Source organism: Kitasatospora sp. NPDC056731 (genome assembly GCF_040687675.1).
Lineage (GTDB): Bacteria > Actinomycetota > Actinomycetes > Streptomycetales > Streptomycetaceae > Kitasatospora.
Window position 1 is genome coordinate 49480 of sequence record NZ_JBFBNR010000032.1, and the last position, 24940, is coordinate 74419.

Sequence of the window (24940 nt, forward strand, 5' to 3'; positions counted from 1 at the left end):
CCGCCGCCAGTGCCTGATCCCCGCCGCCCCGTCAGTGCCTGCGCCCGGAGCCCCGCCCGTGACTCAGAGGCCTCGGCGCCCCGCCCGTGGCTACGCCTCGGCGCCCGGCCACTCCTCGGCCGTCAGCGCGAACCGCTCGTGGTCCCGCCAGTCGCCCTGGAGGAACAGCATCCGGGGGGTGAAGCCCTCGTGCCGGAAGCCCAGCCGCTTGGCCATCGCGACCGACCGCTCGTTGTCCGGCTGCACGTTGATCTCCAGCCGGTGCAGGCCCAGCCCGCCGGCCGACTGCGGGGCGAAGCAGCGGTCCAGGACCAGCCGCAGCCCCTCCGTCATCCGTCCGGTGCCGGCGAACGGCAGGTACGCGTCGTAGCCCAGCGCGCCGTTGCAGAACCGGCCCATCACGATGTTGGCGACGTTCACCTTGCCGACCAGCCCGCCGGTGTCCCGGTCGACGATCAGGAAGGTGCGCAGGCCCGGCCCCTGGCGGTCCAGCAGTTCGGCCAGGCCGTCCGGCTCGACCGGGTTCCACCGCCCGATGTGGTCGGCGGACCGTCGGACCGCCTCGGCGTACACGTCCTTGTCCTCGGCCCGCGGGGCCCTGATCGTCACTCGCACACCACCATCATCGGGCATGCGAGCGGCCCGCCGCCCGGAAGATCCCGGACGGCGGGCCGCTCGAACGACGGACCGGTCTACAGCAGGTCCTTGAACTCCTTGGGCAGCTCGAAGTCGGCCGGGCCCTTGCCCGCGCCGAGGCCGAACGCGCCGCCGCCGGCCGGGTCCTGGTCGCCGCCCGGGCCGAGCGCGCGGCGCTGGGCGGCCGCGGCCTCCTCCTGCGCCCGCTTGAGCGGGTTGCCGCTCTTGCGCTTGCCCTTGGCCTGCGGGGCCTTCTTGCCGGACTTCTTGGCGCCGCCGCCCATGCCCGGGATCCCCGGCATGCCGGGCACGCCCTTGCCGGAGGCCATCGCGGACATCATCTTGCGGGCGTCGAAGAACCGCTCGACCAGGTTCTTCACCTCACCGACCTGGACACCCGAGCCCTTGGCGATGCGGGCCCGGCGGGAGCCGTTGATCAGCTCCGGCTCGGCGCGCTCGGCCGGGGTCATCGACTTGATGATCGCGCCGACCCGGTTGACGTCCTTGTCGTCGATGTTGTTGATCTGGTCGCGGATCTGGCCCATCCCGGGCAGCATCCCCAGCAGCTTGGAGATCGAGCCCATCTTCTGGACCTGCTCCAGCTGCGACAGGAAGTCGTCCAGGGTGAACGCCTTCGGACCGCCGCGCAGCTTGGCGGCGATCTTCTCGGCCTCCTCCTGCGAGAAGGTCTGCTCGGCCTTCTCGATCAGCGAGAGGACGTCACCCATGCCGAGGATGCGCGAGGCCATCCGGTCGGGGTGGAAGGCGTCGAAGTCGTCGACCTTCTCGCCGTTGGAGGCGAACATGATCTGCCGGCCGGTGACGTGCGCGACCGACAGGGCGGCACCGCCGCGGGCGTCGCCGTCGAGCTTGGAGAGCACGACACCGGTGAAGTCGACGCCGTCGAGGAAGGCCTGCGCGGTGGTGACCGCGTCCTGGCCGATCATCGCGTCGACGACGAACAGGACCTCGTCCGGGTTGACCGCGGCGCGGATGTCCGCGGCCTGCTGCATCAGCTCGGCGTCGATGCCCAGGCGTCCGGCGGTGTCGACGACGACGACGTCGTACTGCTTCTGCTTGGCGTACTCGATCGAGTCCTTGGCCACCTGCACCGGGTCGCCGACGCCGTTGCCCGGCTGCGGGCCGTAGAAGGCCACACCGGCGCGCTCGGCGACCACCTGGAGCTGGTTGACGGCGTTGGGCCGCTGGAGGTCGCAGGCGACCAGCAGCGGGGTGTGCTTCTGGCTCTTCAGCCAGTGGCCGAGCTTGCCCGCGAGGGTGGTCTTACCGGCACCCTGCAGACCGGCGAGCATGATCACCGTCGGGCCGCTCTTGGCGAACCGGACCCGGCGGGTCTCGCCACCGAGGATCGCGATGAGCTCCTCGTTGACGATCTTGATGATCTGCTGCGCGGGGTTGAGCGCGCCCGAGACCTCGGCGCCGGCCGCCCGCTCCTTGACCTGCTTGATGAAGGCCCGCACGACCGGCAGCGCGACGTCCGCCTCCAGCAGCGCGATGCGGATCTCGCGGGCGGTGGCCTCGATGTCCGCCTCGCTCAGGCGGCCCTTGCCCCGGAGGTTCTTGAACGTCGCTGCGAGGCGATCGGAAAGAGTGTCGAACACGTCGTCGCGGGTCCTCTGCGGCATCGGTATCGGTACGGTCGTCGCCCACCAGGGTATCCGGCCGCCCCGGGTATGGTCTCCACCCGGGTTGCCACGACCTCGGAACGGGCCTCGGAACAGGCCTTGGAACAGGCCTCGGCAGACGTCGGCGGACCCCGGCGGACCGACCCCCGGCGGAATCCGGCGGGCCCCGGCGCGACTCAGCCCAGCGCCGCCCGGACCGCCGCCACCACCTCCCCCGCCCGCCCGGCGGCGAGCGGCCGACCCGCCCCGTCGGTCAGGTAGAAGGAGTCGACGGCCTCCGCGCCCAGCGTCGAGACGTGCGCCGTCCGCACCCGCACGCCCGCCCCGTCCAGCGCCCGGCCGATCCGGTGCAGCAGCCCCGGGGCGTCGTGCGCGCGGACCTCCAGGACGGTCGCGGTCGCCGAGGCCACCGCGGGCGCCACCGCGACCACCGGCGGCGGGGTGGGGATGCCCCGGCGGCGCGGGGCGGCGGCGTCCCGCTCGGCCAGCCGGCGCGCGACGTCCAGCGAGCCGTCCAGCGCCCGGCGCAGGTCGGCCCGCAGCCGGGCGGCCTCCGGCAGCTCGCCGAACTCGGCGGCCACCCGCCAGGACAGCAGCAGCACCGGGCCGGCGCCGATCGGGTCCAGCTCGCGCAGGCCGGCCGAACGGACGGCCAGCCGGTGCAGCGCGAGCACCCCGGCGACGGTGCCGAGCAGTCCGGGCCGGTCCGGGACGGCCAGGGTCAGCTCGACGCCCATCGGCTCGGCGCCCGGGTCCGCCCCCTCGGACTGCGCCAGCAGCGACAGGGCGGGCCCGCCGGTCCGGGCGGCCTCCACCGCGAGCCGCTCCTGCGCGGCGGTCGGCGCGGCCTCCACCGGCGCGGCGTAGGCGCCGGCCAGCCGGGCGGCGACCCGGGCCGCCAGGCCGTCCACCAGCGAGGCCCGCCAGCCGCTCCACGCGGCCGGGCCGGTGGCCAGCGCGTCCGCCTCGGTGAGCACGTGCAGCAGCTCCAGCTGGGCCGCGGTGCCGACCACCTTGGTGATCGCCTCGACGGTGGCCGGGTCGTCCGGGTCCCGTCGGGTCGCGGTGTCGACCAGGGTCAGGTGGTGGCGGACCAGCACCGCCAAGGTCTCGGTGTCCTCGGGGCCGAAGCCCATCCGGGCGGCGACGTCACGGACGATGACCTCGCCGGCCTCGCTGTGGTCGCCGGGCCAGCCCTTGCCGATGTCGTGCAGCAGCGCGGCGACCAGCAGGAGGTCCGGCCGGGCCACCCGGCGGGTCATCGCCGCGGCCCGCACCGCCGTCTCCACCAGGTGCCGGTCGACCGTCCAGCGGTGCACGGCGTTGCGCTGCGGACGGCAGCGCACCCGCTCCCAGTCCGGCAGCAGCCGGGTGACCAGTCCCTCCGCCTCCAGCGCCTCCCACACCGGGACGGCCGCCTCGCCCGCGCCCAGCAGGGTGACCAGCTGCTCGCGCGCCTCGTCCGGCCAGGGCACCGGCAGCGGGCGGCACTCGGCGGCCAGCCGGCGCACCGTCGCGTACGAGACGGTGAGCCCGTTCTGCGCGGCGGCGGCCGCGGCGCGCAGCGGCAGCACCGGGTCGGCGGCCGGGCGGGCGCCCTGGGCGAGCACCGCCTCGCCGTCCTGCTCGACCACGCCCTCGGCGAGCGGCCGGCGTGCGACCGTGCCCCGGGCCACCGCGCCCGCGCCGCGCCCGGCGCCGGTGAACGGGAAGGCCAGCCGGGCGGCCCGGCGGCCCCGGCCGGACCGGGCGGCGAGCACCCGGTCCACCGCCCGCCAGGTGACGTCACTCGCGTAGGCGATGGTGCGGGCGGCCTCGTAGACCTGGCGCAGGAGGGTGTCGGCGTCCAGCACGCCGAGCCGTTCGGCGACCTGGTCCTGGTCCTGGAGGCCGAGCCGCTCGGTGGCCCGGCCGGTGGCCAGGTGCAGCGCGTCGCGGACGTCGGCGAGCCGCAGCGCGGCGGCGTCCAGGCCGTCCCGGGGGGCGTCGGCGAGCCAGGTCGCGGCGACGGCGTTGAGCGCGACGGCGTCGCGCAGGCCGCCGCGGGCCTCCTTGAGGTCGGGCTCCAGCAGGAACGACAGCTCGCCGTGCCGCTCGGCCCGCTCCCGCCCGAGGTCGCGCAGCTCCGGCAGGCGCGCGGGGGCGCTCGCGCGCCAGTCGGTGAGCACGGCGGAGCGCAGGGCGGCGGTGAGCGCCTGGTCCCCGGCGAGGTGGCGGGCGTCCAGCAGGCCGAGCTGGGCCTTGAGGTCGGCGGCGGCGACGGACCGGGCCTCGGCGACGGTGCGCACCGAGTGGTCGAGCGCGGCGCCCGCGTCCCAGACCGGGTACCAGATCCGCTCGGGCAGGTCGGGGTCGAGCCGGCCGTCGTGCAGCAGCAGGACGTCGAGGTCGCTGCGCGGGGACAGCTCGCCGCGCCCGTAGCCGCCGACCGCGACCAGCGCGACGCCGGGCGGGCCGCCGGGCGGGCCGCCGGCGGCGAGCAGACCGGCCAGCCAGTCGTCGGTGAGCCGGGCGAGAGCCGCGCGGCGGGGCCGCCCGGCCGGGCCGGGGCCGGCGAGCAGCGCGGCCCGGGAGGCGCCGTAGTCGGGAGGGCTGGTCTCGGTGGTCATGGCGTGGTCCCGTCCGTCGTGCGGTTGAGCGGGCGGCGCCGGACGGCCTGCGAGCGGCCGCTGGGAGGTCCGCGGGCGGCCTGCGGGCGGCCCGGCGCCGATGCGCCGTCGGCGGACCCGCGACCCCTCGGGGGCGGCGGGCCCGCCTGCGGCGCGTCCTACGGTTCGGGGCCCTCGGCGAAGGTCCCTCGACGAAGGGCCCTCGGCGAAGGTCCCTCAGAGGGCGTCCGGCCCGCGCTCGCCGGTGCGGACCCGGACGGCGGTGTCGACCGGGACGCTCCAGACCTTGCCGTCGCCGATCTTGCCGGTCCGGGCGGCCTTCACCAGGACCTCGATCAGCTCGTCGGCGTCCTCGTCCTCGACCAGCACCTCGATTCTGACCTTGGGGACCAGGTCCACGGTGTACTCGGCGCCCCGGTAGACCTCGGTGTGGCCGCGCTGGCGGCCGTAGCCGCTGGCCTCGGTGACGGTCAGGCCGTGCACCCCGAAGGCCTGTAGGGCGGCCTTCACCTCGTCCAGGCGGTACGGCTTGATCACGGCGGTGATGAGCTTCATCGGGCGTCGACCTCGGTCTTCTCGGCGGGCTCGGCGGTGGTCTTGTCGGCGGCCTTCCCAGCAGCCTTGGCGGCGGGCTCGGCGGCGGTCTTCCCGGTGGCGGGCTTCTCCGCGGACCTCGCGGCCGCCGCGGCACCGACCAGGCCCGGCAGGGCCCGCGCCAGGCCCGCGCCCACCGCGCTGAAATCGTAGGCGGACTCGGCGTGTTCGGCCTGGTCGATGCCGGCCACCTCGACCTCCTCGGCGACCCGGAAGCCGACCGTCCTGTCGATCGCCTTCGCCAGCAGCCAGGAGAGGACGAAGGAGTACGCCGCGACCACGGCCACGCCCATCGCCTGCTTGCCGAGCTGCGCCGGCCCGCCGCCGTAGAACAGGCCCTTGGCGGTCTGGCCGACCCCGCCGGTGGCGAACAGGCCGATCAGCAGCGAGCCGATCGCGCCGCCCACCGCGTGCACGCCGACCACGTCGAGCGAGTCGTCGAAGCCGAGGCGGTACTTGAGGCTGACCGCGGCGGCGCAGACCGCGCCGGCGATCAGGCCGATCGCCACCGCGCCCAGCGGGCTGACCGAGCCGCAGGCCGGGGTGATCGCGACCAGGCCGGCCACCGCGCCGGAGGCGGCGCCCAGCGTGGTGAACGCGCCGTGCCTGAGCTTCTCGTAGACCAGCCAGCCGACCAGCGCCGCACCGGTGGCGACCTGGGTGTTGACCATCGCCATCGCGGCGACGCCGTTGGCGGCCAGCGCCGAGCCCGCGTTGAAGCCGAACCAGCCGAACCACAGCAGCCCGGAGCCGAGCATCACCAGCGGCAGGCTGTGCGGGCGCATCGGGTCCTTCTTGAAGCCGACCCGCTTGCCCAGCACCAGGCAGAGCGCGAGGCCGGCCACGCCCGCGTTGATGTGCACGGCCGTGCCGCCGGCGAAGTCGATCACGCCGTTGCGGTCGCCCAGCCAGCCGCCGTGGCCGCCGTCGAAGAAGAACACCCAGTGCGCGACCGGGAAGTAGACGACGGTCACCCAGAGCGCGATGAACAGGCCCCAGGCGCCGAACTTGGCCCGGTCCGCGATCGCGCCGCTGATCAGCGCCGGGGTGATGATCGCGAACATCAGCTGGAAGGTGGCGAACGCGGTGACCGGGATGGTCCCGGTGAGGTCGTTCAGGCCGATGCCGCGCATCCCGAGGAAGTCCAGGTTGCCGATGAGACCGGCGAAGGAGTCGGGTCCGAAGCTGAGCGAGTACCCGTAGAGGACCCAGAGCACGCTGACGATGCCGAGCGAGAGGAAGCTCATCGCCAGCATGTTCAGGGTGCTCTTGGCCCTGACCATGCCCCCGTAGAAGAAGGCCAGGCCCGGGGTCATCACCATGACCAGGGCCGCACTGATGAGCACGAAGGCGGTGTCGCCCGCGCTGAAGCCGTCCGGCATCGGCGTCTCCTCTGCGTGGAAGCCGATCCAAACCCGGATTACCCGTCCCGTGCCACCCGGGGTGTCGGCGATGAAGAGGAGAGTGCCGAAGGCTGGTTTCGGCCAGTGCGGCTCGTTGTTTCGCGGCCGTGACGCGTGCGACGCCCGGGTTACACCTGCGTGAACGACGGCCGTGCCGCAGGGCCGAACGGGTTACCGTGCCGCCGAACGGGACGGCCGGTGGCACGACGGCCACCGACCGTGGCGGCGGCGGCCGTCACGGTCGGCGGGGTCCTCGGGCCGGGTCCGCGGCCCACGGGCTCGGGGTGCTCAGACCACCGAGACGTACTCGGGGATGTCCTGGACGACGCGCTCCTTGAGCCGGCTCACCGCGTCCACGCCCTTGAACCGGGCGGCCGCGGCCTCGGTGGTCTTGCGGACCCGGGAGTTCAGCCGCTCCGAGCGCACCTTGGTGGCGATGTCCACCGCCTGCTCGGCCATCACCGCGGCCTGCTCGGCCTCCCGCTGCAGCAGGTGGACGCTGGCCATGCCGATCAGGTTGAAGGCGTACGAGCGCACGTGATCGCCGTCCTGGCGGAACAGGTCGACCGCGCGCTCCATCACCGGCGCGGACATCGAGGCGTACAGCTGGGCGTTGTCGGAGTGGTACGCGAGGTCGCGGAAGGAGTGCGCGTTCTCGGCGTTCAGCTCGGCCGGCGAGAAGAACTTCAGCCAGTCCGGCTCCGCCTCCCCCTCGCGGATGTCGGTGAAGGTGTCCTCGGCCAGCCGGACGGCCCGGGCGCAGCGGTTCACCTCGCCGATGGTGGCGTAGGCGCGCGCCTCCATCGCGTACAGCAGGGACTGCTGGCGCGCGCTGGCGGTGTCCCGGCTGCCGTACTGCGCCAGGTGGATCAGCTCCAGGGCGTCCTCGCCCCGGTTGAGGTGGATCATCTGGCGGCTCATGTCGGTGAGGATGAGTGCGCCGAACGGGCGGTCCCCGGCCTCCTTGGCGGCGTGCAGGGCCAGCACGTAGTACTTCTGCGCGCTCGGGTGCATCCCGACGTCGTACGACATCCACCCGGCCAGGTGGGCGAGTTCGGCGGTGAGCCGGAACAGCCGCCGGGTGGTGTTCTCGTTGTACGTCTCCTGGAGCAGGTCGGTGACCTCGTGGAGCTGGCCGACGACGGCCTTGCGGCGCAGCCCGCCGCCGTTCTGCGCGTCCCACTGCCGGAACATGACCGTGGTCTGCTCCAGCAGTTCGAGCTCGGGCTCGGACAGCCGGCCGGTGAACGGGTCGCCGCCGTTGGCCGCGGCGAGGATCGGGGTGGGGGCGCCGGTCGGGCCGGGGGTGAGCCAGCGCTGCATCGGCTCGATCAGCGCGGCGCCGGCGGTCAGCGCGAGCGAGGTGCCGAGGAAGCCCCGGCGGTTGAGCATCAGGTCGCTGCGGGAGTAGTCGCTGATCAGCTGGACGGTCTGCGGCGCGCTCCACGGCAGGTCGACGCCGCCGCCCACGGTGGAGACCGGGATCGCGGCGCGCAGGCCGAGGTCCTCGATCGAGACCACCGAGCCGAAGCGCTCGGAGAAGAGCTCTGACATGATCTTGGGAATCGGCTCGCGGGGCTGTTCGCCGTCGAGCCAGCGGCGCACCCGTGAGGTGTCGGTGGACACGTGGTGGGCGCCGATCTGCCGGGCCCGGCGGTTGACCTGGCGGGCCAGCTCGCCCTTGGACCAGCCGCTGCGGGCGAACCAGGTGGTCAGCTTCTCGTTGGGTTGCTTCTCTGCCATGGGAACGTCCCCATCCCGCCCGGCCCCCTCGGGGCCCCGATCGTGACGCCCGACGGTTTCGGGCCCTTGCCAGACGTGCCGTGCCTGAGGTGTTGCCGTACCACGCTCTCGCACTGGTGTGCCATCGTTACGGACGGACCGTCAGGTTCCCAACTCCCGCGCCCTGGCGGACCGGAGTCGATTCCACGAAGACGTCCGTGTGCTGAACGTAATGCCCCGCGCGGCGCCCACGGGAGCGGCCCTGGCGAAACGCCACCTTTCGCCACCCCCACGAGTGAACCGAAGCCACGGCCCACGCGCTTCACTAGGTAGGTCCGACGGCCCGGCATATGCGGGCCGCCCAGGCCACCGGCGAAACCCGGCAGCCCCGGCAACCCACCGCAGTCACAGGCGAGTTCGCCGCCCACCCTGATCGGCGGCCGCCTCGCCCACCCCACGATCCGGCATCGGTGCCGCCAGCCACAAGGCGGCGCTCGAGGCGCACCACCACGACAGGCGCACACCGGGCGCTGCACGCCGCCACCGCACAACGCACCACGCAACGGACAATCAACACACAGTCACCATCCCGTAACCATCGGCGACGGGAACCTGTTGGGGGAGGCATGGACAACCTGTTCGGCGAACTTCGACTGGGACACCTGCGGTTGACGCCACTGGGCGCGCGCCGCCGCACCAAGGTCACCGCGTCCCAAGCCGCCGCGGAGTACACCGGCCGCTGGGGCTGGACGGTCGCCACCGGCGCCCCGGCCGGCTCCGCCACCGCCCCGACCCGCTGTCCCTGCGGCTCCGACCGCTGCGCCGCGCCCGGCCTGCATCCCGTACCCGGCGGCGAGGACCGGTCCCAGGAGGCGCTCGCCGGGGGCTCGGTGCTGTTCCCCACCGGCCGCGCCTTCGACGTCCTGGACGTCCCCGAGCAGGCCGGACTGCAGGCGCTGGTCCGGCTGGAGCGGATGGGCACCCAGGTCGGCCCGGTGCTCGCCGCGCCCACCGGCCGGCTGCAGTTCCTGGTCGCCGCCGGCGCCGCCCGTCGGCTGCCCGACCTGCTCTACCGGATGGGCTGGGACGACGCCGCGCTCGACCTCACCTGCCACGGCGAGGGCAGCTACGTCGCCGCCCCGCCCACCGTGCTCGGCGCGCTCGGCCCGGTCCGCTGGCTGCGCCGCCCCACCCGCGACAACGCCGGCTGCCCGCCCGAGGCCCGGCTGCTGCTCGGCACCCTCGCCTACGCCTGCCACCGCGGCCGCGAGCGCACCGCCGAACCCGCCTGGCTCGCCTCGTAGGCCTCAGCGCGCCCCACGCGCCTCGGCGTGCGCCCCTCCAGCTCGGCGCGCTCCTCCGAGTCGACGAACTCCTCCGCCTCGGCGCGCTCCTCCGAGTCGACGAACTCCTCCGCCTCGGCACGCTCCTCCGGTCCCGGGCACCCCTCCGGTCCCGGGCGGCAACGCGAAAGGGCCCGCCCCTCGCGGAGCGGACCCTTCGTGCGTACGGGGCCTCAGTCCCCGATCAGCGCGTCCACGAACGCGCCCGGCTCGAACGGCGCCAGGTCGTCCGCACCCTCGCCCAGGCCGACCAGCTTGACCGGCACGCCCAGGTCGCGCTGGACCGCGACCACGATGCCGCCCTTGGCGGTGCCGTCCAGCTTGGTCAGCACGATGCCGGTGATGTCGACCACCTCGGCGAACACCCGGGCCTGGATCAGGCCGTTCTGGCCGGTGGTGGCGTCCAGCACCAGCAGCACCTCGTCCACCGGGCCGTGCTTCTCGACGACCCGCTTGACCTTGCCCAGCTCGTCCATCAGGCCGGTCTTGGTGTGCAGCCGGCCGGCGGTGTCCACCAGCACGGTGTCGGCGCCCTCGGCGATGCCCTCCTTGACCGCGTCGAACGCGATCGAGGCCGGGTCACCGCCCTCCGGTCCGCGCACGGTGCGCGCACCGACCCGCTCGCCCCAGGTCTGCAGCTGGTCGGCGGCGGCGGCCCGGAAGGTGTCGGCGGCGCCGAGCACCACCTTGCGGCCGTCGGCGACCAGGACGCGGGCGAGCTTGCCGGTGGTGGTGGTCTTGCCGACGCCGTTGACGCCGACCACCAGGACCACGGCCGGCCCCTCCGCGTGCTTGGTGGAGCGGACGGTGCGGTCGGCGTCCTTGCCGATCAGCTCGACGAGCTCCTCGCGCAGCAGGGCGCGCAGTTCGTCGGGCGTCCGGGTGCCGAGCACCTTCACCCGGGTGCGCAGCCGCTCGACCAGCTCCTGGGTGGGGGCCACGCCGACGTCGGCGGTCAGCAGGGTCTCCTCGATCTCCTCCCAGGTGTCCTCGTCCAGGTGCTCGCGGGAGAGCAGCGAGAGCAGGCCCTTGCCGAGCGAGTTCTGCGAGCGGGAGAGCCGGGAGCGCAGCCGGACCAGCCGGCCCGCGGTGGGCTCGGGGACCTCGACGGCGGGCGCCGTCTCGGCCTCGGCGGCCTCGACCTCGACCTCGGTCGGGGCCGTGGCCGGGGCTCCGGTCGAGGCTTCGGCCGGAGCCTCGAGCTCGGGGAGCTGCACCTCCTCGACGGTGCGGCGGGGCTCCTCGGTCGGCGGCGCGGCCTCCTCGCCGACCTGGGGCTCCTGCGGGGTGGTCGGCGGCGCCGTGATGACCGGCGACTGCGACTTCGGGGGCAGTTGCTGGCGTCGTCTGCCGGAAACGACGAGGCCGGCGATCGCGCCGATGGCGACCACGGCGATGACTACGGCAAGGATCACGTATTCCATAACTGCTCCAGTATCCGCGACCGGAGCCCGGATGGACCGCAGCCGCCCTACGCCGATGCGGTACGGACGGCCTCCGGCCGCTCCCGGTGTCCTCCTCCGGACCGGCGGCCGGGAGGTGCCCCGACGCGCAGCCGCTGGCTGATCACCTGTGAGATGCCGTCGCCCTTCATGGTCACGCCGTAGAGGGCGTCCGCGGACTCCATGGTCAGCTTCTGGTGGGTGATCACGATCAGCTGGGAGCTCTCCCGCAGCTCCTCCATGATCCCGACCAGCCGGCGCAGGTTGGTCTCGTCGAGCGCCGCCTCCACCTCGTCCATCACGTAGAACGGGCTGGGCCTGGCCTTGAAGATCGCCACCAGCAGTGCCACCGCGGTCAGCGAGCGCTCGCCGCCGGACAGCAGCGACAGCCGCTTGACCTTCTTGCCCGGTGGGCGGGCCTCCACCTCGACGCCGGTGGTGAGCATGTGGTCGGGGTCGGTCAGCACCAGCCGCCCCTCGCCGCCGGGGAACAGCCGGGCGAAGACGCCCTCGAACTGGGCGGCGGTGTCGTGGTACGCCGAGGCGAACAGCTGCTCGACCCGTTCGTCCACCTCCCGGACGATGTCCAGCAGGTCGCGCCGGCCGCGCTTGAGGTCGTCCAGTTGCTCCCCGAGGAACTGGTGGCGCTCCTCCAGCGCCGCGAACTCCTCCAGCGCCAGCGGGTTGACCTTGCCCAGTTGCTGGTACGCCTTCTCGGCCGCCCTGAGCCGCTTCTCCTGCTCGGCCCGGTCGTACGGGCGCGGCTCCCCCGGCTCCCCTCCTTCTTCCGGGGTCGACGGCGGGACGGGCTGGTCCGGCCCGTAGGCGGCGAGCAGTTCGCCGCCGTCGATGCCGAACTCCTCCAGCGCCCGGGCCTCCAGCTGCTCGATCCGCAGCCGCTTCTCGGCCCGCAGCACCTCGTCCCGGTGGCCGGCGTCGACCAGTTTGTCCAGTTCCTCCTTGAGGCCGCGGCCGTGCTCGCGGTGCGCCCGCAGTTCGGTCTCGCGCTCGGCGCGGGCCTGCTCGACCGCCGCCCGCCCGGCGTCCGCGCGGGACAGCGACACCTCCAGGCAGGCCAGCAGCTGCCGGGCGCCCGCCGCGACGGCGTTCGCCACCCCGGCATCGTGCTCGGCGCGTCGGCGGCGCTCGGCGGCCCGGGCGCGCGTCTCGCGCTCGGCGCGGGCGGCCCGGTCCAGCTGGTCCGCCCGGCCGGCGAGCGCGCGGACCCGCTCCTCGTGGGTGCGCACCGCGAGCCTGGCCTCCAGCTCGGCCTGCCGGGAGCCGGTGGCGGCCTCGGCCAGCCGCTGCTGCTCGGCGGTGTCCGGCTCGTCCTCCCCGGCATCCTCCGAGTCCTCGGCCGCGGCCAGGCGTTCGGCCAACTCCTCTGCGGCAGCGAGGAGTTCAGCCAGCCACTGGTCGGCCCGCGCGGCGGCGACGGACAGCCGCTCGGCCTCGCCGGCGGCGGCCCTGGCCTGCCCGCCGAGGCGGCCGAGCGCGCCCGCCACCTGGGCACGCTCCTTCTCCTGCCGCCGCCGCTGCTCGGCGAGTTGCTCCACGGCGGCGGCCGACTCCCTTCGCTGCTCGGCGAGTTCGGCCAGGTGTACGGCCGACTCGGCGCAACGGAGGGTGAGTTCGGCGATCGCCCGGGCGGTCTCCTCGACCGCCGCCCGGATCTCCAGCAGGCTCGGCACACCGTCGGAGCCGCCCTGCGCGAAGTCGGCGCCGAGCCGGTCCCCGGCGGCGGTGACGGCGGTCAGCCCGGGGTGGTCGGCGACCAGCCGCAGCGCCTCGTCGAGGGTGTCGACGACCGCCACCCGGGCCAGCAGGCCCCGCGCGGCGCCGACCAACCCGGCCGGCCCGTGGACGAGTTCGGCGGCCCAGCGGGCTCCGTCCGGCAACTCCCCGACGCCGGCGAGCGGTTCACCGGCACCCGCGATCGGCAGCGCGGCCCGGCCGGCACCCTCGATCAGCAGCGCGGCCCGGCCGGCGTCCTCGGCGCGCAGCAGCCGCAGCGCCTCGGCGGCGGTGCCGGGCGAGTCGACGGCGACCGCGTCGGCGGCCGCGCCGAGCGCCGCCGCCACCGGCACCTCGTACCCGGGGGCGATCCGCAGCAGCGCGGCCGCGGGACCGCGCAGTCCGCTCAGCCGCTCCCCCGCGTCGAGCAGGGCGCCGGTGCCGTCCTTGCGGCGCAGTCCGAGGGAGAGCGCCTCGTGCCGCGCGGTGAGCCCGGCCCGTTCGCGCTCGGCGGCGCCGGCCGCCTCCCGGGCGGCGGCGAGGTCGCGTTCGACGGCGGCGAGCCGCTCCCGGGCCTCCTGGTGGGCGGCCTCGGCCTGCTCGTCGTCCCCGGCGGGGCCGCCGACCTGCCGCTGGAGCTCCTCGTACTCGGCCTGGGCGGCCTCGGCCCGCAGCAGCGCCTCGCCGCCGGCCTCGGTCAGCCGGCCGATCTCGGCTTCGGCGGAGGCCGCCTTGGAGCGGGCGGCGGCGGCCTGCCCCTGCAGCCGGGCCAGGCCCTCCCGGCGGTCCGCGATGGCCCGGGCGGCGTCCCGCAGGCGACGCTCCTCGGTGGCCAGCCCGCGCTCCAGTTCGCTTCTGCGTTCGACCGCCTCGGCCAGCGCGTACTGCGCCTCCTCCAGCGCCTCGGCCAGCGCGGCCTCGTCCTCGCGGACCCGCGCGGCCTCCCGTTCCAGTTCCTCGGGATCGCGGCCGCGCCGCTCCTCGGTCTGCCCGCCCGCGGCGGCGTGCCGGGCGCGGGCCTCGGCCAGTCCGATGGTGCCGCGGGTGCGCTCGGCTAGGGCGGAGAGCCGGTACCAGGTCTGCCGGGCGGCCTCCAGGCTCGGGCCGAGCTGCTGGACCTGCGCCTCCAGCACGGCCTCGCGCTGGACGACACCGGCCAGTTCCTGCTCGACGGTGGTGCGGCGCAGCCGCAGTGCCAGCTCGTCGGCGATCTCGGCCTCGACGGCCTGCCGGAGGGCCAGCAGGTCGTCGGCGAGCAGCCGCAGCCGGGCGTCGCGCAGGTCGGCCTGGATGCCGGCGGCGCGGCGGGCGATCCTGGCCTGCCGGCCGAGCGGTCCGAGCTGGCGGCGCAGTTCGGCCACCAGGTCCTGGACGCGGTTGAGGTTGACCTGCATCGCGTCCAGTTTCCGCAGCGCCTTCTCCTTGCGCTTGCGGTGCTTGAGGACGCCGGCCGCCTCCTCGATGAAGGCGCGGCGGCCCATCGGGTCGGCGTGCAGGACGGAGTCCAGCTGGCCCTGGCCGACGATGACGTGCATCTCGCGGCCGATGCCGGAGTCGGAGAGGAGTTCCTGGATGTCCAGCAGGCGGCAGGTCTCGCCGTTGAGCGCGTACTCGCTGCCGCCGTTGCGGAACATGGTCCGGGTGATGGTCACCTCGGAGTAGTCGATCGGCAGGGCGCCGTCGGCGTTGTCGATGGTGAGGCTGACCTCGGCCCGGCCGAGCGGGGCGCGCCCGCTGGTCCCGGCGAAGATGACGTCCTCCATCTTGCCGCCGCGCAGCGATTTGGCGCCCTGCTCCCCCATCACCCAGGACAGCGCGTCGACGACGTTCGACTTGCCGGAGCCGTTCGGGCCGACCACGCAGGTGATGCCGGGCTCGAAGCGCAGGGTGGTGCTGGAGGCGAAGGACTTGAACCCGCGCAGCGTCAGACTCTTCAGGTGCACGCGGCCGGTCTCCTCGTCGCTCGCCAGGGCCCGGGGCCTGTCGTCAACGGCGACTGTATCCCCGGCGGGCCGCGCGTCCCGGGCCCGGACACGACGAAGGGACGCCACAACCGGGCGTCCCTTGCAAGCTGCGTCCCTTTCGGAGCGGCTCAGTGCACAGCGGCGTCGATCTGCGAGGACCGGGCGGGACTCAGGTGAGAGCCGGCTCCCGCTGATCCAGATCGATGCTGTTGAGCAGCGAGTGCCCGTCAGCGACAGCGGCGAGCGCGTCGTTCTCGGCCTGCATCCGAAGGAGCTCGGATTCAAGGTCCTGGACGCGCTGCTGAAGCCGTCGCATCTCGGAGAGCATTCGCGGGTCGGGGCCGCCGACGTACCCGAGAAGCGCCTTTGCCATGATGAATGGTCCTCCACGCTGAGTGACCGAACCGGAACGGTACAGGTCTAGGGGGAAGGGGGACGCACGCGCGGCGCGTCACCGGTAGTGCTGGCTGGGCACTTACGGCTCAACCATCGTGAGCTGGGCTCACGAGGGCAGACGCCTGCCGGGAAAACGCGGTCGTGTGCGCGGGTTTCCAGCGTCTCACCAAAGACGGAAAGGGTCAACACGATCACCGCACGCTACCGCGACCCTGTCACCTGCCTGGCGGTGTCGTCACGCCTGGGGGCCTCGGGCCGGGTCCACCAGCTGCTCGTGGATCATCGTTCGATGCGGAGTCAACCACGAGTCTGCCCGAATGGCAACCGCATGACACCGGCAGTTGCGGATCAGTTCCGGCCCGCGCGGGTGTGGCCGGGCTCAGCGGATCTCGAAGCCCTCGTAGCCGGGGCCCACGGCCGTCCAGATCTCGGTGACGCCGCTGACCTCGCCCGGGGTTCCCGGGCCGCGCAGCAGGTCCAGCAGTAGTTCGCAGTCGGCGGCCAGTCCCTCGGCGACCACCTGCACCCGGCCGTCCCCGAGGTTGCTCGCGTAGCCGGTCAGGCCGGTCTCCAGCGCCCGTGCCCTGGTCCACCAGCGGAACCCGACCTGCTGGACCTTCCCCCGGACCCAGGCGGTCACCCGGACCGGTTCCTCACTGTGGGCGTCGCGACCGTGCATGCCCCGAGCCTAAGGCGTGTCCGACGGTCACAGCTCCACGGGGCCGTCGACCACGCGGAGCGGCCCCGCCGGAGGAAGTCCGGCGGGGCCGCAGGGGTGTCGCGGTGGGGCTCAGCGGGTCACCAGTCGCCGCCACCGAAGTCGCCGCCGCCACCGAAGTCCCCGCCACCGAAGCCGCCGCCGTCGCCGAAGCCACCGCTGAAGTCGGAGGAGTTGAAGTCGGCGCCGGTGAAGTCGCCGCCCTCGTGCTGGTCCTGGTAGCCCTGGTCCATCATCGGCGCCGCGGCGTAGGCCGGGCTGCTGATCATCGAGCCGAGCATGGTGCCGACCAGCAGGCCCGGCAGCAGGCCGCCGCCGAATCCGCCGAAGTAGCCGCCCGCCCAGGGGGCGTAGGCCGGGCCGGCGTTCCAGTACGGCTGCGGGCCGTGCTCGGTCTCGACGGTGCGGATGGCCGGGTCGAGGCCGGCGGCCAGCCGGTCCGCGTCGGACCGGCAGACCGGGACGGTGCGGGCGGCGCCGTCGGCCGGGGCCCAGTCGACGTCCTTGACCGAGGGGCCGTGGCGCGGGTCGAAGAAGCACGGGGGACGGCGCTCGGGCACCGGGCGCTTCTCCCGCCGGGCGGCCAGGGTGGCCAGCGCGAACCGGCCGTCCTCCAGTGCCTCGGTGACCGGCTTGACGTCGTCCGGCCGCTTGGCCTCGTCCATCAGCCGCTTGGCCTTCTCGTACGAGTCCAGGGCGTGGGTGTAGTCGGTGCGCTGGGTGTCGTCGGCGTCGGTCGCGGCCGGGTTGAAGTCGAGCCGGTCCAGCTCCTCGCCGAAGGCGGTGATGTCCTCGTCGACCACCCGGCGCAGCTGCTCCAGCTCGGCCCGGGCCTGCTCCTCCTTGCGCGCCTTGGCGCGGCGGAAGAGGAGGAAGACGCCGGCACCGGCCAGCGCGAGCAGCACGACCGGGATGACCACCCAGGCGATCGAGGTGCTGTGGTTCACCCCGGTGCCCTTGGCCTGCGGGGCGGCGCTGTCGACGAACTCGTTCAGGGTGGCGTCGATGTCGCCGTTGTGGGAGCGGAAGGCGGCGCCGGCGATCCGCTCGGCGCTGCCCTTCGCCATCGCGCCGAGGTCGGCCCTGGCCGCGAACTGGTCACCGCGCCAGATCGCGTAGGCGCCGTCGATGCCGACCTTGGTGCGCAGGTCGTTGAAGACGGTCCGCTCGCCGTAGGGGGCGCTGGCCGGGACGACCGCGACGAAGATCGGCTTGTCGGCCTTCTTGATCTTCTCGGTCAGGGCGTCGGCCTGGCTCTGGCTGAATCGGCTGGTCATCGCCGGGTCGACGTAGACCCGACCCTGCTTCAGGGTGGAGGCCGCGTCGTCCAGCCCGCCCGCGGCCGAGGCCGTCGGTGCGAGCAGGAGCAGCAGCCCCAGCAGCGCCGCCACCAGGGCAAGCGGCCCGGCGCCCCGGGAACGTCGTGCAAGGGTTCTCATGCCCTCGACGCTACCCTGACGGGCGTCAAGGCACGGCATACCCTTCGCATACTGGTAGTGACAAGATTCCCCGCCGACCGCCGGGGCCGCACCCCTCCTCGGGGATGATGTTTCCCCCACTCGCCCCTGACGCGGGCGGTGCGCGGGAACCGCGGCCGGCGCCCGGACGTACGTCCCGGCGGGCCCAGGGTGTTCCGGGCGGTGCGCCGACCGTACCGCGCGGACGGGCATAGTGGTCCCGGACCACTGGTCCCATTACCTGTTCTTGACCCATCTCCCGATCGGAGCACCCGGTGATCATCGGCCTCGTCACCGCCGTGGCGGCATCCGCCTGCTACGGCACCGGCTCAGTCCTCCAGGCCGTCGGATCCCGCCGCTCCGCGCGCGAGGAGGCCGCCAAGGGCGCCTCCGGCGCCACCACCGAGCACGGCGGGCCGAGCCTGTCCTCCACCGCGAAGGCTGCCGTCACCTGGGAGTTCATCGTCGGCACGGTGCTCGACCTGATCGGGTTCGGGCTGGGCGCGCTGGCCGCGCGGCTGCTGCCGCTGTTCCTCTCGCAGACCATCATCAGCGCCAACCTGGTGATCACCGCGGTGCTGAGCATCAAGCTGCTCGGCATCCGGCTCAAGCAGCTGGAGTGGGCCTCGATCGGCGTGCTCTGCTCGGCGCTGGTGCTGCTGGCCGTCTCGGCCGGCCCGGAGGGCGGCCACCACGCGTCGATGGCCTTCCACTGGGGCCTGCTGCTGGTCACCACCGTGCTGCTGGTCGGCGGCGGCCTGCTGGTGCGGCGGATGGGCTCCAAGGGCGCGATCGTCGCCGGTCTGCTCTCCGGCCTGGGCTTCGGCGCGCTGGGCGTCGGCGTGCGCATCCTGAACGGCATCGACCCGTTCGACCTCGCCAAGCTGCTCTCCGACCCGGCGCTGTACGCGATCCTGGTCGGCGGCATCGGCGGCATGTACGTGCACACCGTGGCGCTGCAGATCGGCTCGGTGAACGGCGCGACGGCAGCGCTGGTGGTCGGCGAGACGGTGCTGCCCGGCGCGATCGGCGTGCTCTGGCTCGGCGACTCCTCCAAGTCCGGCCTGGGCTGGCTCGGTGTGGTCGGCTTCCTGCTCGCGGTGGTGTCCGCGGTCGGGGTCGCCTACTTCGGTCAGGACACCCACGGCTCCCCCGGCGAGGCGGCGGCCGACCAGCCGGAACTCGCCAAGCACTGAGCTCCCCTGCCCCTGCTCCCGGCCCCCGCTCCCTGCTCCTGCTGTCAGCCCCCGCTGCGGACCCGCGGCACCCGCTGGCAGCGGGGGCAGAAGTAGCTGGAGCGGTTCATCCAGGCGGCCCGCCGGATCGGGGTGCCGCAGCGGCGGCAGGGCTCGTGCTCGCGGCCGTACGCGTCGAGGTCGCGGGAGAAGTAGCCGCTCTCGCCGTTCACGTTGACGTACAGGCTGTCGAAGCTGGTGCCGCCGACGGCGAGCGCCGCCGTCATCACCTCGCGGGCGTTCGCCAGCAGTTCGGCGGCCTGCGGGCGGGTGAGCGTCGCGGTCGGGCGGTCGTAGTGCAGCCGGGAGCGCCAGAGCGCCTCGTCGGCGTAGATGTTGCCGACCCCGCTGATCAGCGTCTGGTCGAGCAGCGCCCGCTTCACGGTGGTGCGTTTGGCCCGCAGCGCGGCCGCGAAGGCGGCGTCGTCGAAGCGCGGGTCGAGCGGGTCGCGGGCGATGTGCGCGATGGAGAGCGGCGTGCCCTCCGCGTCGCCGTCCTCGGCCTCCTCGACTGCGAGGCCGCCGAAGGTCCGCTGGTCGACGAAGCGCAGTTCGCGCCCGCCGTCGGTGAACCGCAGCCGCACCCGCAGGTGCGTCTCGTCGGGTACGGACGGGTCCTGGACGAGGAGTTGGCCGCTCATGCCGAGGTGGCCGATCAGCGAGAAGCCCGCGCCGGACCCCGCCAGCGGCACCCACAGGTACTTGCCGCGCCGCTGCGCGGTGCCGAGGGTGGTGCCGGTCAGCCGGGCGGTGAAGTCGGCGGCGCCGGCGGGCTGGCGGCGCACCGCGCGCGGGTGCAGCACCTGGACGTCGGCGACGGTCCGCCCGGCGACCCAGTTCGCCAGACCGCGGCGGACGACCTCGACCTCGGGAAGTTCGGGCACGGGAACAGGCCTCCTGCGGAAGGGATCAGCAGGAGGAAGGCTACTGCTCCCTCACGCCCCGGCGGGCAGCCGGTCGGCGTACTTCTCCTTGATCGCCCGCCAGGCGCTCTCGGCGGCCTTCTGCTCGGCCTCCTTCTTCGAACGGCCGACGCCGCTGCCGAAGTCCTCGCCGGCCACCCGGGCCGCCGCGGTGAAGGTCTTCTCGTGGTCCGGACCGGACTCCATGACCACGTACTCGGGCACCCCGATGCCCACCGAGGCGGTGAGCTCCTGGAGGCTGGTCTTCCAGTCCAGGCCTGCGCCCAGCTGGGAGGACTCCTCGATCAGCGGGTCGAACAGCCGGTGGACGAACTCGGTGGCCGCGTCCAGACCCTGGTCCAGGTAGACGGCTCCGATCACGGCCTCGACCGTGTCGGCGAGGATCGACGACTTGTCGCGGCCGCCGGTGCCCTCCTCGCCCTTGCCGAGCCGGATGAACGTGCCGAGTTCCAGGCCCCGGCCGACGTCCGCGAGCGCGCGGGAGTTCACCACCGCGGCGCGCAGCTTGGCGAGCGTGCCCTCCGGCACGTCCGGGTGGACGCGGTAGAGGGTGTCGGTCACCACGAGGCCCAGCACCGAGTCGCCGAGGAACTCCAGGCGCTCGTTGGTGGGCAGGCCCCCGTTCTCGTACGCGTACGAGCGGTGGGTCAGGGCACGCACCAGAAGGGCGCGCTCGAGTGTGTACCCGAGGCGCCCTTCCAGGACGTCGTATTCGGTCGAAGCCGGCCCACCGGCCCTGCCACCGCCCAAAGAGGAACCCTTCGGGGCGGAGGACGCCTTGCGGGTGGAGTTACCGTCCGACATCGATCCGTGCACCCCGCCGATCAGACCGAGAGGACCTGGCGACGGTTGTACGTGCCGCAGCTCGGGCACGCGATGTGACCCAGCTTCGGCTCGTGGCAGCGGTCGCACGCCACGAGGGCCGGAACAACGGCCTTCCAGTTGGACCGACGGTGGCGCGTGTTGCTGCGCGACATCTTCCGCTTCGGAACAGCCACGGCTACTTCTCCTGGTTCTCGGCGAGACCCTCACGGGTGTCGCTGTTCTTGATCCCGTCACCCTCGTCGCCGGGGGCGGCGGAGAGTCCCTGCAGAGCCGCCCACCGGGGGTCGGCGGCGTCGTGGTGGTGCGTCGGGTCGTCGCTCAGGCGCGCTCCGCATTCGGAGCACAGGCCCAGGCAGTCTTCCTGGCACACCGGCTGCAGCGGCAGTGCGAGCACCACCGCGTCACGCAGCACCGGCTGGAGGTCGAAGAAGTCGCCCTCCAGACGGTAAGTATCTTCTTCCGAGTCCTCGTCGAGGTCCTCGGCCCCGGCGGTCCGGGCGCGGTGACGCTCGTCGGACTCCGGGTAGTAGTACAGCTCCTGGAAGTCGACGTCGAGGTCGTCCTCGACGGGCTCCAGGCACCGGGCGCACTCGCCCTCGACCTGGGCCTCGGCGGTGCCGGTGACCAGCACGCCCTCGACCACGGACTCCAGGCGGAGCTCCAGCCGGAGCTCGCTCTTCTCGGGGACGCCGATCACGTCGATGATCCCCAGGCCCGCGGGGGCCTCCAGAGTGCGGGACACCTTGCGCAGCGAGCCCGGGCGACGTCCCAGCTCGTGCGTGTCGAACACGAGGGGGTCGCGGTGGTCGAGGCGGTTCAAGGTGTCCTGACTTCCATGGGGAATCTTCGATCGCGGTGCCTCCGCACCAGCGGTGCGCGGGCAAGCCGACAGTCCGACACGAAAAGGCCGGAGTGGTCAGCCTACCGGAGTCTCCCGCCAGGCCCAACTTCGCTCCCGTCAGGAGCTCGCGCCGGGCCCGCGCGGGGCCGGCTCAGCGGCCGCCCAGCTCCCGGAGCCGGGTCATGTCGATCATGCTGGTGTCGAAGAAACTGGTCTCGTCCAGGCCCGGCTGCTGCTGCTGTTGCTGCTGCGGCACGGCCGGCGGGGCGGCGGGCTGCTGCGGGTAGGTGTAGGCGTCGTACTGCTGCGCGCCGTAACCCGGCTGCTGCTGTTGCGGATAGCCGTAGTCCCCGTGCTGCTGCTGGGCCGCGTAGTCCGGCTGCTGCTGCGGGTAGCCGTCCGCGGCGCCCTGCTGCTGGTGCCCCCACTGGGCACCGTACGGGTCGCCCTGGCCGGCCGGGTCGTAGCCGCCGGCGTACACCTCGGCGTACTGCCCCTGCTGCTGCCCGCCCTGCTGCTGGGCGGCCGCGTACTGGTCGACGCCGGGGGCCTGCCAGCCCGCCGCGGCCGGGGTCTGCTCCGGCCAGGTCTGCTGCTGCGGGACGTCCTCGCGGTACCAGGCGATGTCGTCGCCGTTGGCGTCGCCGTCGGTGGCGAAGCCGGCGGCCACCGCCTCGGCCCGCTCCTTGGCCTGCTGCGCCTCGTCGGCGGCGGCCAGGTAGGCACCCAGCTCGTCGATCGGCCGCTTGCCGAGCAGCTTGTCGCGGCCCTTGCCGACGGCCTCCAGGGTGGCGCTGAGGACGTTCTCCAGCGTGGCGAGCTTCACATCGACGTACTCGTCGACCTCGGGGCTGGGGGTGATCCGCTGCGGCTGGAACTCCTCGCCGTCCGTCTCGCCGTCGAAGTCGGTCTCGAAGACGCTGGAGTCACCGCGCAGCTTGGTCCGGCCGCGGCCGACGGCGCCGAGCGTCTTGGTCAGCACGACCTCGAAGTTGGCGAGCTTGCTGTCCACGTAGTCGTCGGCCTCGGCGCGCTTGGCCTCGACCTCGCCACGGGCCTCGGCGAGGATCCGGTCGGCCTCGGCCTGGGCCCGGCGGACCACCTCGGTGTCCGAGATCAGCGAGCCGCGCTCGGCGTGTGCACCCTGGATGATCCGGTCGGCCTCGGCCTGGGCCCCGGCCACCACCTGCTCGTGGTCGGCCATCATCGACTGGGCCTGGGCGAGTTCGGCGGGCAGCTCCGCCTTGAGGGCGTTGAGCAGGCCGACCAGCTCGGCCCGGTTCACCACGCAGGAGGCCGACATCGGCATCGAGCGGGCGTTCTCGACCGCCGCGACGATCTCGTCGACCTTGTTCTGCACGTCCACGGGGCTTCGTCTTTCCGTGTGCCGCCGACGGTCCGGCGGAGGCAGGCCCGACGCGGTGAACCTCACCGCAGGGGCAGGAATACAGACTGTACGGCCACCGCGCGGCGAGGTCACAACGCCCGAGCCGAACCGGTCGACCGGCCACCGGACAAGTCATGACGAACCGGCAGAAACGGACGGCCGCCCCGCGGCCACCGACGCTCCCGCCTACTGCTGGGCCTTGCGCTCCGCGATCCGCTCGACCAGCCGCCGGTGCACCGTCTCCGGCAGCAGGTGGGAGACGTCCCCGCCGTACGAGGCGACCTCCTTGACCAGCGTCGAGGAGAGGAAGCTGTACGTCGGGGAGGTCGGCACGAACAGCGTCTCCACCCCGGACAGGCCGTGGTTCATCTGGGCCATCTGCAACTCGTAGTCGAAGTCGCTGACCGCGCGCAGGCCCTTGATGATCGCGGGGATCCCGCGCTCCCGGCAGAAGTCCACCAGCAGGCCGTGGTACGACTCGACCACCACGTTCCCGAAGTCCGCGGTGACCTCCTCGATCAGGCCGATCCGCTCCTCGACGCTGAACATGCCCTGCTTGTTGCGGTTGATCAGGACCGTGATGTGCACGACGTCGTACAGCTTCGAGGCCCGCCCGATGATGTCGAGATGACCGTTGGTGATCGGGTCGAACGAACCGGGACAGACGGCGCGGCGCATGGCGTGGGTGCTCCCTCGGGGGGTGACGGCTGCTGCGGGCCTCGGCCCGCTACTCGTGCTGGCTGGTCTCGGCGGCGGCGCGACCGTACCAGAGCGTGCCCTCGCCGTAGCGGCGCGAGCGCAGCACCTCGAAGCCCTCGGGCCAGCCGAACTCGCCGCCACGGGTGCTGCGCTCCACGGTGACGAGTGCGTCCTCCGCGAGCCAGCCCCCGGCCAGGAGTGTGATCAGCATCTCGCGCAGCTCGTCGTCCGTCACGGCGTACGGCGGGTCGAGGAAGACCAGGTCGTACGGGGTCTGCGGGGGCGGGCCCGCGAGCACCTGCTCGGCCCTGGTGGCCTTCACCTCCACGCCGGGCAGGCCGATCGTGCGGACGTTCTCCCGGATCACCCGGGCCGCCTGGCCGTCCGCCTCGACCAGCAGGACGTGCTCGGCGCCGCGCGACAGCGCCTCCAGGCCGACCGCGCCCGATCCGCCGAACAGGTCGAGCATCCGGGCCCCGTGCAGGGTGCCGCGCAGCGCCTCCAGGGTGGAGAACATCGCCTCACGGGCCTTGTCGGAGGTCGGGCGGGTGCCCCGGCCTGGCGGTACGGCCAGCCGGCGGCCGCCGGCCAGCCCGGCGATCACGCGGGTCATGGTGGGGGAAGGTCCTTTCGTCGCTGCCCGACCACGCTATACGGGTCGAGGCCCCACCGACGGATCGGTGGGGCCTCGGGGTCACGGCTCAGCTCGCCCCGGAGCCCGTCCCAGCCGGCCTCGGGGCGCCTTTCAGCTCGCCTTTCAGCTCGCCTCGGAGCCCGCCGGCGGGACCGGGGCGGCCGCGCCGAGCAGCGCCGGCGAGGCGTAGCGGGACCAGGACAGGCAGCCGTCGGGCGGGCAGAACTCAGGGCGGCGCGGGTCGTGCCCGAGCTCGCGCAGCTTGGTGCGGACGGAGTCGGGGGTGCGGCCGAAGCGGGCGGCGATCCGGGCGATGGTCTCGCCGTCGTGGAAGCGCCGGACCAGCTCCTCCTCGTGCTGCGGGACCCAGGGGGCGCCGTGGCCGGGGTACAGCTCGCGCAGCACGTCGCGGTCGGGGATGGGCTCGGAGACGTCGGCGACGATCGCCAGCGCCCGCAGCGCGCGGTTGAGCGCGATCCGCAGCGAGGCGACGTCCTCGACCGGCAGGCGGAGCTTGCCCGAGGCGAGCGGCTGGGCGGCCGCCCCCTCGCGCCAGCCGGTCAGGGTGAGGGTGACCTCGCGGTCGTCGTCGCTGGCGAGTTCGATCCGGAAGACCTTGTCGCCCAGCGGGAGCTCGTTGAGATGACGGAATGCCATGGCAGGACCCCCAAATGTCGTGCCAGGTACGCACCTTGGGGGTGCGCCCTGAACACCTTCATTCTCTCGCGGGGG

21 protein-coding genes are annotated in these 24940 nt (G+C 73.6%); 2 read left to right on the forward strand and 19 right to left on the reverse strand.

Features of this window, described 5'->3' with window-relative positions:
* Positions 1-90: 90 nt before the first annotated feature.
* From AB0R04_RS27735 to AB0R04_RS27760, 6 genes are all read right to left on the reverse strand, one after another.
* Positions 91-633, reverse strand: coding sequence for a GNAT family protein (locus AB0R04_RS27735; RefSeq protein WP_363375916.1), 543 nt, complete (start codon positions 631-633; stop codon positions 91-93).
* Positions 634-692: 59 nt separating this feature from the next.
* Positions 693-2258, reverse strand: a complete 1566-nt coding sequence (gene ffh, locus AB0R04_RS27740; RefSeq protein WP_063351120.1) for a signal recognition particle protein — start codon at positions 2256-2258, stop codon at positions 693-695.
* Between the two features lie 200 nt (positions 2259-2458).
* Positions 2459-4891, reverse strand: a complete 2433-nt coding sequence (locus AB0R04_RS27745; RefSeq protein WP_363375918.1) for a [protein-PII] uridylyltransferase — start codon at positions 4889-4891, stop codon at positions 2459-2461.
* Between the two features lie 216 nt (positions 4892-5107).
* Positions 5108-5446 carry a P-II family nitrogen regulator gene (locus AB0R04_RS27750; protein WP_063347683.1) on the reverse strand — a complete coding sequence of 113 codons (339 nt, stop codon included), beginning with the start codon at positions 5444-5446 and terminating at the stop codon, positions 5108-5110.
* Positions 5443-6867, reverse strand: a complete 1425-nt coding sequence (locus tag AB0R04_RS27755) for an ammonium transporter (RefSeq protein WP_363375921.1) — start codon at positions 6865-6867, stop codon at positions 5443-5445. Before AB0R04_RS27755 ends, AB0R04_RS27750 begins: the two co-directional genes overlap by 4 nt.
* 309 nt (positions 6868-7176) lie before the next feature.
* The gene (locus AB0R04_RS27760; RefSeq protein WP_363375923.1) at positions 7177-8631 is read right to left on the reverse strand and encodes a hypothetical protein; all 1455 of its coding nucleotides are present in this window, start codon (positions 8629-8631) and stop codon (positions 7177-7179) included.
* A gap of 605 nt (positions 8632-9236) precedes the next feature.
* Here AB0R04_RS27760 and AB0R04_RS27765 point away from each other — a divergent pair.
* Complete coding sequence (locus AB0R04_RS27765) at positions 9237-9914, forward strand: bifunctional DNA primase/polymerase (protein ID WP_363375925.1); 678 nt, start codon at positions 9237-9239, stop codon at positions 9912-9914.
* A 212-nt stretch (positions 9915-10126) separates the two neighbouring features.
* Here AB0R04_RS27765 and ftsY read toward each other — a convergent pair whose 3' ends face one another.
* The 5 genes from ftsY to AB0R04_RS27790 all read right to left on the reverse strand — a co-directional run bounded on the left by ftsY (position 10127) and on the right by AB0R04_RS27790 (position 17646).
* On the reverse strand, positions 10127-11377 hold the full coding sequence (ftsY, locus tag AB0R04_RS27770; RefSeq protein WP_363375928.1) for a signal recognition particle-docking protein FtsY: 1251 nt from the start codon (positions 11375-11377) through the stop codon (positions 10127-10129).
* A gap of 47 nt (positions 11378-11424) precedes the next feature.
* Positions 11425-15072, reverse strand: coding sequence for a chromosome segregation protein SMC (gene smc, locus AB0R04_RS27775; protein WP_363375931.1), 3648 nt, complete (start codon positions 15070-15072; stop codon positions 11425-11427).
* Between the two features lie 190 nt (positions 15073-15262).
* Positions 15263-15466 (reverse strand): hypothetical protein, encoded by a 204-nt coding sequence (locus AB0R04_RS27780; RefSeq protein WP_063347689.1) that lies wholly within the window; start codon positions 15464-15466, stop codon positions 15263-15265.
* Positions 15467-15868: 402 nt separating this feature from the next.
* Positions 15869-16168 carry an acylphosphatase gene (locus AB0R04_RS27785; RefSeq protein WP_063347690.1) on the reverse strand — a complete coding sequence of 100 codons (300 nt, stop codon included), beginning with the start codon at positions 16166-16168 and terminating at the stop codon, positions 15869-15871.
* 119 nt (positions 16169-16287) lie between these two features.
* On the reverse strand, positions 16288-17646 hold the full coding sequence (locus AB0R04_RS27790) for a hypothetical protein (protein WP_363375935.1): 1359 nt from the start codon (positions 17644-17646) through the stop codon (positions 16288-16290).
* 293 nt (positions 17647-17939) lie between these two features.
* On the opposite strand from AB0R04_RS27790, the gene AB0R04_RS27795 reads away from it, so the two are divergent.
* The gene (locus AB0R04_RS27795) at positions 17940-18860 is read left to right on the forward strand and encodes a hypothetical protein (protein WP_063347692.1); all 921 of its coding nucleotides are present in this window, start codon (positions 17940-17942) and stop codon (positions 18858-18860) included.
* 44 nt (positions 18861-18904) lie between these two features.
* Here the strand turns inward: AB0R04_RS27795 and mutM are convergent, their stop codons facing one another.
* The 8 genes from mutM to AB0R04_RS27835 form a co-directional block, all read right to left on the reverse strand.
* The gene (mutM, locus tag AB0R04_RS27800) at positions 18905-19783 is read right to left on the reverse strand and encodes a bifunctional DNA-formamidopyrimidine glycosylase/DNA-(apurinic or apyrimidinic site) lyase (protein WP_363375938.1); all 879 of its coding nucleotides are present in this window, start codon (positions 19781-19783) and stop codon (positions 18905-18907) included.
* Between the two features lie 51 nt (positions 19784-19834).
* Positions 19835-20626 (reverse strand): ribonuclease III, encoded by a 792-nt coding sequence (rnc, locus tag AB0R04_RS27805; RefSeq protein ID WP_079135603.1) that lies wholly within the window; start codon positions 20624-20626, stop codon positions 19835-19837.
* A gap of 20 nt (positions 20627-20646) precedes the next feature.
* Positions 20647-20820 (reverse strand): 50S ribosomal protein L32, encoded by a 174-nt coding sequence (gene rpmF / locus AB0R04_RS27810; RefSeq protein ID WP_030056747.1) that lies wholly within the window; start codon positions 20818-20820, stop codon positions 20647-20649.
* Between the two features lie 2 nt (positions 20821-20822).
* Positions 20823-21467 carry a DUF177 domain-containing protein gene (locus AB0R04_RS27815; RefSeq protein ID WP_063347695.1) on the reverse strand — a complete coding sequence of 215 codons (645 nt, stop codon included), beginning with the start codon at positions 21465-21467 and terminating at the stop codon, positions 20823-20825.
* A 172-nt stretch (positions 21468-21639) separates the two neighbouring features.
* On the reverse strand, positions 21640-22854 hold the full coding sequence (locus AB0R04_RS27820; protein WP_363375941.1) for an ATP synthase F0 subunit B: 1215 nt from the start codon (positions 22852-22854) through the stop codon (positions 21640-21642).
* A 207-nt stretch (positions 22855-23061) separates the two neighbouring features.
* A complete protein-coding gene (coaD, locus tag AB0R04_RS27825; protein ID WP_063347697.1) occupies positions 23062-23553 on the reverse strand; it encodes a pantetheine-phosphate adenylyltransferase in 492 nt (163 codons plus the stop codon).
* A 49-nt stretch (positions 23554-23602) separates the two neighbouring features.
* Positions 23603-24187: a 16S rRNA (guanine(966)-N(2))-methyltransferase RsmD gene (gene rsmD / locus AB0R04_RS27830; RefSeq protein ID WP_063347698.1), complete on the reverse strand. Its 585-nt coding sequence runs from the start codon at positions 24185-24187 to the stop codon at positions 23603-23605.
* Positions 24188-24331: 144 nt separating this feature from the next.
* Positions 24332-24865, reverse strand: a complete 534-nt coding sequence (locus AB0R04_RS27835; RefSeq protein WP_063347699.1) for a hypothetical protein — start codon at positions 24863-24865, stop codon at positions 24332-24334.
* Between the last annotated feature and the right edge of the window lie 75 nt (positions 24866-24940).

Coding starts and splice junctions, on each gene's coding strand:
- AB0R04_RS27735 (WP_363375916.1), bottom strand. CDS start 633: ATGCCCGATGATGGTGGTGTGCGAGTGACGATCAGGGCCCCGCGGGCC.
- AB0R04_RS27745 (WP_363375918.1), bottom strand. CDS start 4,891: ATGACCACCGAGACCAGCCCTCCCGACTACGGCGCCTCCCGGGCCGCG.
- AB0R04_RS27750 (WP_063347683.1), bottom strand. CDS start 5,446: ATGAAGCTCATCACCGCCGTGATCAAGCCGTACCGCCTGGACGAGGTG.
- AB0R04_RS27755 (WP_363375921.1), bottom strand. CDS start 6,867: ATGCCGGACGGCTTCAGCGCGGGCGACACCGCCTTCGTGCTCATCAGT.
- AB0R04_RS27760 (WP_363375923.1), bottom strand. CDS start 8,631: ATGGCAGAGAAGCAACCCAACGAGAAGCTGACCACCTGGTTCGCCCGC.
- AB0R04_RS27765 (WP_363375925.1), top strand. CDS start 9,237: ATGGACAACCTGTTCGGCGAACTTCGACTGGGACACCTGCGGTTGACG.
- ftsY (WP_363375928.1), bottom strand. CDS start 11,377: ATGGAATACGTGATCCTTGCCGTAGTCATCGCCGTGGTCGCCATCGGC.
- AB0R04_RS27780 (WP_063347689.1), bottom strand. CDS start 15,466: ATGGCAAAGGCGCTTCTCGGGTACGTCGGCGGCCCCGACCCGCGAATG.
- AB0R04_RS27785 (WP_063347690.1), bottom strand. CDS start 16,168: ATGCACGGTCGCGACGCCCACAGTGAGGAACCGGTCCGGGTGACCGCC.
- AB0R04_RS27790 (WP_363375935.1), bottom strand. CDS start 17,646: ATGAGAACCCTTGCACGACGTTCCCGGGGCGCCGGGCCGCTTGCCCTG.
- rnc (WP_079135603.1), bottom strand. CDS start 20,626: ATGTCGGACGGTAACTCCACCCGCAAGGCGTCCTCCGCCCCGAAGGGT.
- coaD (WP_063347697.1), bottom strand. CDS start 23,553: ATGCGCCGCGCCGTCTGTCCCGGTTCGTTCGACCCGATCACCAACGGT.
- rsmD (WP_063347698.1), bottom strand. CDS start 24,187: ATGACCCGCGTGATCGCCGGGCTGGCCGGCGGCCGCCGGCTGGCCGTA.
- AB0R04_RS27835 (WP_063347699.1), bottom strand. CDS start 24,865: ATGGCATTCCGTCATCTCAACGAGCTCCCGCTGGGCGACAAGGTCTTC.